The following is a 1,145-nucleotide window of genomic DNA, read 5'->3' as shown; positions in this document are numbered from 1 at the left end:
AAAAAAACTTCAGGCGATGGGCTGGGACCAGCGGCACTTGGAAGACGAGGACGACTCCGGGGACGAGAAGAGCGAGAAATGACGCTCGCCCACGTCGACGAGGCCCTGAAAAAGGGCGTGCGCCTGGAGGCCGTCTGCGAGCGGCTCGGGGTGGCCCCTCGCACGATTCAACGCTGGAGAAAGCCCGCTACGGCCGAGGACCGGCGCTGCGGTCCACATACCCGGCCCGCCAACCGGCTGTCCGAGGTGGAGCGGCGTCGCATCCTGGCGGTGGCCAACAGCGAGGAGTTCCGCGACGCCTCGCCCAAGCAGATTGTCCCCAGGCTGGCCGACCGGGGCGAGTACGTCGCCAGCGAGGCGAGCTTCTACCGGGTGCTGCGCGAAGCGGGACAGTTGGCCCACCGAGGCCATGCCAAGGCGCCCACGCCCAGGCCCAGGGCCGAGCACACCGCCACCGGGCCGAACCAAGTCTGGAGTTGGGATATCACCTACCTGAAGGGCCCGGTGAAGGGAGCCTTCCTCTACCTGTACCTGGTGGTGGACGTCTTCAGCCGGCGCATCATGGGCTTCGAGGTGCACGAGGAGGAGTCGTCCGAGCATGCCGCGGCACTCATCCGCCGCTGCTGGCAGCAAGCTGGCTGCCCCGAGGGGCTGGTGCTGCACTCGGACAACGGTGGCCCGATGAAGGGCGCCACGTTGCTGGCCACCCTGCAGTGGCTGGGCGTCACTCCGTCCTTCAGCCGGCCCCGCGTCTCGGACGACAACCCCTTCTCCGAGGCCCTCTTCCGCACGCTGAAGTACCGCCCCACCTTTCCGCAGCGCCCCTTCGCGTCCGTCGAGGACGCGCGTGCCTGGGTGACGCACTTCGTGGCCTGGTACAACACCGAGCACCGGCACTCGGCCATCCGCTTCGTCACGCCCGACGACAGACACTTTGGCCGCGAGGCGGCGCTGCTGGCTCGACGCCACCAGCTGTACCAGCGCGCCCGAGCCCGTCACCCCGAGCGCTGGAGCCGCGACACGCGCAACTGGACGCCAGCGGGCTCCGTCCGCCTTGGCCCCTCTCCGAACCTCACCCCGGCAGTGCAGGAGATGAAGCGCACCGGCTGAACTCTCTCACGCGACAACTACCTTGACGCTCACCG

The 1,145-nt window shown here is 68.6% G+C and carries 1 protein-coding gene; it reads left to right on the top strand.

The features are described 5' to 3' along the window. Positions 1-21 precede the first annotated feature (21 nt). On the top strand, positions 22-1,110 hold the full coding sequence (locus tag G4D86_RS51670) for an IS3 family transposase (protein ID WP_275899251.1): 1,089 nt from the start codon (positions 22-24) through the stop codon (positions 1,108-1,110). Positions 1,111-1,145 lie beyond the last annotated feature (35 nt).

Origin of the sequence: Pyxidicoccus caerfyrddinensis (assembly GCF_010894405.1) — a bacterium.
Classification (GTDB): Bacteria; Myxococcota; Myxococcia; order Myxococcales; family Myxococcaceae; genus Myxococcus; species Myxococcus caerfyrddinensis.
This window is presented reverse-complemented; position numbering and strand designations above follow the sequence as displayed.